Below are 337 nucleotides of genomic sequence, written 5' to 3' on the forward strand. Positions count from 1 at the left end.
TGCCGTGGTGGTCACCGATGACAACGGCACCACCGCCAACGGCAATCTGGACGTGAACATCGTTGATGATGTGCCCCAAGCCGTGGACGACAGCAACGCCGGCACCGCCTCGGAAACCAACCTGACCCTGACCGGCAGCGTGCTGACCAACGACACCGAAGGCGCGGATCGGGTGACGTCCGGCCCGATCACACCCGGTACTTTTACCGGCACTTACGGCACGCTGGTTCTCAACGCTGATGGTTCCTACACCTACACGCTGAACACCGCCGACGCTGACTTCAAAGGCCTGAACGGCGGCGGCAACGGCACTGAAACCTTCACCTACACCCTGACC

At 62.0% G+C, this 337-nt stretch carries 1 protein-coding gene; it reads left to right on the plus strand.

Going from position 1 to position 337, the window contains the following annotated elements; genetic code table 11:
- On the plus strand, window positions 1-337 hold a 337-nt coding region (locus HU811_RS27225), incomplete at both ends, for a cadherin-like domain-containing protein (protein ID WP_186659234.1).

The organism is Pseudomonas tehranensis, assembly GCF_014268615.1.
In the GTDB taxonomy this organism is placed as follows: Bacteria; Pseudomonadota; Gammaproteobacteria; order Pseudomonadales; family Pseudomonadaceae; genus Aquipseudomonas; species Aquipseudomonas tehranensis.